General features: G+C 70.3%; 5 protein-coding genes and 2 pseudogenes. 5 read left to right on the forward strand and 2 right to left on the reverse strand.

What is annotated here, in order from left to right:
• Together RMO12_RS13965 and RMO12_RS13970 are read right to left on the reverse strand one after the other, a co-directional pair.
• Positions 1–177: pseudogene (locus RMO12_RS13965) on the reverse strand (sugar transporter); the annotation flags it as partial.
• 8 nt (positions 178–185) lie between these two features.
• A complete protein-coding gene (locus RMO12_RS13970) occupies positions 186–2588 on the reverse strand; it encodes a TonB-dependent receptor domain-containing protein (RefSeq protein WP_309639750.1) in 2403 nt (800 codons plus the stop codon).
• A 16-nt stretch (positions 2589–2604) separates the two neighbouring features.
• On the opposite strand from RMO12_RS13970, the gene RMO12_RS13975 reads away from it, so the two are divergent.
• The 5 genes and pseudogenes from RMO12_RS13975 to RMO12_RS16030 all read left to right on the forward strand — a co-directional run.
• Positions 2605–4152 (forward strand): histidine kinase, encoded by a 1548-nt coding sequence (locus RMO12_RS13975; protein WP_309639751.1) that lies wholly within the window; start codon positions 2605–2607, stop codon positions 4150–4152.
• A 32-nt stretch (positions 4153–4184) separates the two neighbouring features.
• The gene (locus tag RMO12_RS13980; RefSeq protein WP_309639752.1) at positions 4185–4970 is read left to right on the forward strand and encodes a response regulator transcription factor; all 786 of its coding nucleotides are present in this window, start codon (positions 4185–4187) and stop codon (positions 4968–4970) included.
• Positions 4971–5053: 83 nt separating this feature from the next.
• The gene (locus tag RMO12_RS13985; RefSeq protein WP_309639754.1) at positions 5054–5254 is read left to right on the forward strand and encodes a type II toxin-antitoxin system VapB family antitoxin; all 201 of its coding nucleotides are present in this window, start codon (positions 5054–5056) and stop codon (positions 5252–5254) included.
• Positions 5251–5628, forward strand: a complete 378-nt coding sequence (locus RMO12_RS13990; protein WP_309639753.1) for a type II toxin-antitoxin system VapC family toxin — start codon at positions 5251–5253, stop codon at positions 5626–5628. Before RMO12_RS13985 ends, RMO12_RS13990 begins: the two co-directional genes overlap by 4 nt.
• A 38-nt stretch (positions 5629–5666) precedes the next feature.
• Positions 5667–5800: pseudogene (locus RMO12_RS16030) on the forward strand (transposase); the annotation flags it as partial.

Consider the following 5800-nt stretch of genomic DNA (forward strand, 5'->3'; position numbering starts at 1 on the left):
CGCGAACAGGTACCACTGAATCTCGAGCCAGGCGTTGGAGCTGAGGTCCAGGCCGTAGCGGACGGCGGCATTGCCGGCGCTGATAAGGCACGCGGCGAGCACCGCCCATTGCGCGACAGCGGCGAAGCGGTCGCTCAGCGCATCGACCAGCTTCACGAGGCGAAGCAGGGTGGGCATGAAGTTGCTCAAAAGCGCATGCGCATCCCGACGAACAAGGCCCTGGGCGTACCTGGCGCGACGAACAGCGCTTCGCGCCCGACGCCGGTAAAGGCGCCTTCGGGGCTGAATTGCGTTTGGGCCAGCGCGCCGAAGCTTTCATGCCGGCGGTCGAACAGGTTGTTGGCGTTGGCGTACAGCTCCCACTGCTTGCCGGGCTTCCAGCTGGCGCGTAGGTTGACGATGGCGTAGCCGGGGATCTTCAGGCGTCGCGCCTGGGGCTGCGCGCCGGGGGCGGTGTCCTCGAGCAGGCCGTCCTCGTTGCCGGCGACGCCGCGGCTGCCGAGCAGCTGCGCGTCGGCTCCGACGCTCCAAGCTTGGGCGACACGCCACTCCGCGGCCAGCTTGACGGTGTGGCGCGGCAGGCCGGCGACGCGTGTGCCGGGGGCAATCGTGACGTTGCGCCGGCCCTGGCGCAGCACGCCGTCCGCCTGGTAGGTGGCGTCGAGAAAGCTGTAGCCCAGGCCGAGGTCGACCGCGCCGAGAGTCAGCGCGAGTTCGCTGTCCAGGCCCTGGTTGCGCGTCTTGGGAAAGTTGGCGAAGTAGCCGAGCTGGCCGCTCAAGTTGACGCTGCGAAACAGGATGTCGTCGCGGTTGTCGGTGCGAAAGACCGCCACGTTCAGGTGCGTGCCCGCCGCGAGCGGCCAGCGCAGGCCGATCTCCGCGGTGGTCGACTTCACCTGCTCGAGGAAGGGGTCGGCCTGCAAGCCGGCGGGCAGCCGGCAGGGCTCGTTGGGGTCGGCGCAGCCGAGTTCAATGACGGTGGGCACGCGTGTGTTGCGCGCCAGGTTGGCAAACACCGTGGGCGTGGTGGCCGCATCGCCGAGCCGCTGCGCGATGCCCAACGCCGGGTTGAGGCTTTGGTAAGTGAAGCGCTCGCGCGCCTTGTCCTCGACGATGCCGGTGACGTCGTCGCGCACGGTGAGCTGGTTGCTCACCGCCGATCGGTTGTAGCGCGCGGTGGCGGTGAGGTGGGTGCGTGCGGCGAGCTGCCAGGTGTCGGTGGCGTAGACGCCGGCCGCCGTGGAGCGGCCCTGCACGTTGGCGGCCAGCTCGGGCGGCTCGCCTGCGGCGGGGATCACACCGCGCGTGACGGTGAAGAAGCCTTCCTGCTCGATCTGGCGGTAGCTGACGCGGCTCTGGTCGAGCGAGCCGCCTACTTGCCACTGGTGGGCGCCGCTCGTGCGCGCATAGCTCAGGGCTGCGCCGGAGCCGGTCTGGCGCGTCTGGGTGGTGTTGAAGGCGGCGTTGTTGCCGGTCGGCTCGGGGTTGGCGCTGGTGCCGCCGGTGTCGGGCGCGTCGGCCGCGTCGCCGTTGATGGTGTCGCGCTGGGTGCGGCGCACGTAGACCAGGGCCGAGAGCGAGCTGTCGGCGTCGAGCGTGTGGCGCAGGTTCAAGCCGACTTGCTCGAGCCGGTTGCGCGTCAGGTCGGGGTGGGTGTAGACGGCGGCGTTGCGGCGCACGTAAAGGTCGTCGGTGAGTGCGGTGCCATCGATCGTATAGGCCGGCAAGAGGCCGTTGCCCACCAGTTTGCTGCGCCCGGCCAGCAGGCTGACGCTCCAGCTGGTGGTGCCGTCGTCGTGGCCGAGCTTGCCGAGCAGCTGGCCGAGGTGGCCGGCGGAAACGTCACGCCAGCCGCGCTCGTCGAACAGGGTGGCAGAGAGGTAGTGGTGCCAGCCGCTTTCATCGTTGCCGCCGTGGCTGAGGTCGATGCGCTTGCGCCCGAAGCTGCCACCGGAGACCTCGGCGCGCAGACCGGGGGCGCTGCGCCCGTCGTGCGTGGTGTAGGCCAGGGCGCCGCCCAGCGAGTTGAGCCCGAAGGCCGGGTTGGCGCCGGGCACCAGCGAAATGGTGTTGACCGCGAACTCGGGGATCAGGTCGAAGTTGACGACGTCGCCGAAGGGCTCGTTGATGCGCACGCCGTCGAGGTAGACCGACAGGCCCTGGCCCGCGCCGATCAGCGGCGAAGCGCGAAAGCCCCGGTAGGTGAGGTCGCCCTGGAAGGGGCTGCCCTGGATGTCGTTGACCTGCACGCCGGCGATGCGGCGGTTGAGAAAGTCCGACAGGTTCACCGCCTGCGTTTCTTCGATGCGCTCACGCTTGATGAGCTGGGTGGAGTAGGGCAGGACGTTGCGGTCGATGCCCTGGCCGGGCAGCGGTGAGACGCCGATCACCTCGACGCGCTCGAGCCGCGTTGGCGCAGACTCCGGCGCCGCTTGTGTCGTTGGTGTCGTTTGTGCCGCGGCGATGCCGCAAGCCCCCACCAGGGGAAGCCCTAGCCAGCCGACCGCCCGCAGCGACCGCGCCAGCGGCGATAGTCGCGGGCGCAGGCCCGGCCTGCTCGCGAAACCAATCGAGTCGTCTCTTGTCATTTATTGCAATCGTGTCGTGAGCACCGTCCCCGATTCTCTAGCGCGTGCCGGCCACCCGGCGCCGGGAAAACTTCCCGACCTGCGCAGCGAGCCCTGCGCGGCGCTGCGCCGCCGCGCCGCGCCCATCGAATTGCCGCGCGTGGTGATGCGCGGCGCACTCGCCGTTGCCCTCAGCGGGCTGCTACTGGCGCTCTTGCTGGGCCTGTGGCGCGCGCGCGATGACATGCGCCATGAACTGGACGGCGCCGTGCGCCTGGCCGATGCGATGGCGCTGCTGGCCGAGCGCACCGGCGGCGCGCCGCGTTCGCGCGACGAGCTGCTCGCCGCCCTGCAGGCGCTGCAGGCCGGCGGCGGCCTGCGCCACCTGCACCTGCAATTGCGCGACACCGAGGGCCGCGCCTTGCTGCAAAGCGCGGTGGAGCCCGAGCCGCATGCGGCGCTGGCCTGGCTGTTGGCATTGAACCGTCGCGTGTTCCCGCCGCCCGCGCCCGAAGCGGTGTCGTGGCCGTTGGCTCGGCCGGATGGCGAGGTGTGGCAATTGCAGCTGCAGGCCTCGCCCGAGGCCGAGCAGCGCGAAGCGCTCGAGCGACTGATCGAACTGCTCGGCCTGCTGGCGGTGGGCAGCGCGGTCATGCTGGCGGTGATGTACTGGAACGTGCGCCGCTCCTTCAAGCCGCTGCGCCCGCTGCTGGGGGCCATCGCGCGCATCGAGCGCCAGGAACTCGCGCCGCTGCGCGACCTGCCCGCCATGCCGATCGGCGAGCTGGACGCCATCGCCCGTGCGCTGCGCCACCTGGCCGGCGCACTCGGCGAGGCCGAGGACGCCAGGCGCCACCTCAGCGGCCAACTGCTCACGCTGCAGGAAGACGAGCGCAGCCGACTCGCGCGCGAACTGCACGACGAACTCGGCCAGCACCTCACCGCGCTGCGCGTCGATGCCGCCTGGCTGCAGCGGCGTCTGGCGGGCCAGGCCGAGCTGGCCACGGTGGCCGCCGGCATGGGCGCGCAGTGCGAGCGCGTGCAGCACGAGGTGCGCGCCTTGCTCACGCGACTGCGGCCGCTGGACGCGTTGGATGCAGCGCACTCAACGCCGGGCCATCAAGGCGGCGAGAGCGTGGCGCGGCTGCAGGCGCTGCTCCAGACGCTGGTGCATGCCTGGACGAAGTCGCCGGGGCAAGCGACGCGCTACGCGCTGGTGTTCGACGACGACGACATCGAGGCCGACGCCACACTGCCGCGCGCCTTGGTGCTCGCCGTCTACCGCGTCAGCCAGGAGGCGCTCACCAACGTGGCGCGGCATGCCCAGGCCAGTGAAGCGCGGCTGCAGGTGTGCGTGCGCCGTGCGGGCAACGGCGGCGAGCTGCAATGGACCGTGCAGGACGATGGCCGTGGGCTCGATGACGCCGCCGCCTGGCAGCGCGGCAACGGCCTGGCGGGGCTGAAGGAGCGCATCTGGGCGGCCGGTGGCGACCTTGAATGGGGTGCTGCCGACGCCTGGCCAGAGCGCGCCACGCCGGGCTTGCGTCTGCACGCACGCTTGCCGTTTGCGGTCGTGGCCGGGTGAGCTGCGCGATGGATGCGGGCGCGCCGACTCCGATGAGCACGCCCATCCCAGCTCCTTTGCGCACGGGCGATCCCCCGACCGAGTCGCTGCGCGTCGAAGGGCCGCACGGTGCGCCGCTGCGCGTCGAAGGGTCACCCGGCGCGCCGCTGCGCGTCGAAGGGTCACCCGGCGCGCCGTTGCGCGTCGCGTTGGCCGACGACCATGCCGTGGTCCGCGCTGGCTACCGCCGCCTGCTCGAACTCGAGCCCGACATCGCCGTGGTGGCGGAGTTCGCCGACGCCGATGCCGCCTATGCCGTGCTCACCGCACCGGGCGCCGATGACGGCAATGCCGACGCCATCGAGTTGCTGGTGCTCGACCTCTCGATGCCCGGGCGCAGCGGCCTGGACCTGCTGCGCCGCCTGGCGCTGCGCCGCCCCGCGCTGCGCGTGCTCGTGTTCACCATGCACGACACGAGCGCCATGCTCGAGCAATGCCTTGCGGCCGGCGCCGCCGGCTTCGTCACCAAGAGCAGCGCGCCACAAGTGCTGGTCGATGCCGTGCGCCGCGCGGCGCGGGGTGCGGTCGCGCTCTCGCCCGACATGGCGGCCCTGGCCGAAGCGACCCCTCGCCACGGACCGCCGCACCGAAGCCTGTCGAGCCGCGAGTTCGACATCCTCACGCAACTGCTCGCCGGCCGCAGCGTGGACGACATCGCCGCGGCGCTGCGCCTTAGCGCCAAGACGGTGTCGAACTACCAGACGCAGATTCGGCAGAAGCTCGGCGTGGGCAGTGCGGTGGAGCTGCTGCGCTATGCGAGGGAACACGGCTTGTCGTGAGTTTGCCTGTGGGCCATGCAAGCCAGCATGCAAAACAGCATCATTTGATGCTAGATTTGATGCACATCAGATGGAGCATGCAAGTGCGTACGACGATCAATATCGATGATGAACTGCTCGCGAAGGCAACCAAGCTCGCCGGTCCGCTGGACCGATCGGCCATGGTGCATGAAGGGCTCAAGGCGCTCATAGAGCGAGAGAGCGCGCGGCGCCTGGCCCGGCTTGGCGGGTCGCAACCGGCACTCGAGGCCGCACCGCGCAGGCGCCCAGGAACCAAGTCTTGATCCTGGTCGACACCTCGGTTTGGATTGATCACTTTCGGCGCGGCGATCGCCGGCTCGCGGGCCTGCTCGAGCAGGGGCGGGTTGTCATGCATTCGTTCATCGTGGGCGAAATCGCTTGCGGCGACCTCGCCAAGCGGTCCCGGACGCTCGAGTTGCTTCAGGACCTGCCGTCGGCCCGTGTTGCCCATGACGACGAGGTGCTCGGCTTCATCGCGCGCCACGCGCTGCACGGCAAGGGGCTGGGCTATGTCGACATGCACCTGCTTGCGTCCGTGGCGCTGAGCCCCGGCACGACGCTCTGGACGCGCGACAAGCGGCTGATGGCGGTGGCCGAAGCGTTGGGTGGGTCGGCGTCGGGCTCGGGTGCGCATTGAACCTGCAATCTGCCCGACTGCCATCAGCGAACAACTATCGATTCGGGCATCACGTATTGCCCTCGGGCTTCAAGCGTATGCGCCACTACGGGCTGCTGGCACCGGCCGCCAAGACCTGGCAATGCCGGCGGCCAACCCGCAGGCGCGCGAGGACGCGCAGGCCTTCATGCGT

This window comes from Methylibium sp., from assembly GCF_031393925.1.
Classification (GTDB): Bacteria; Pseudomonadota; Gammaproteobacteria; order Burkholderiales; family Burkholderiaceae_C; genus Methylibium.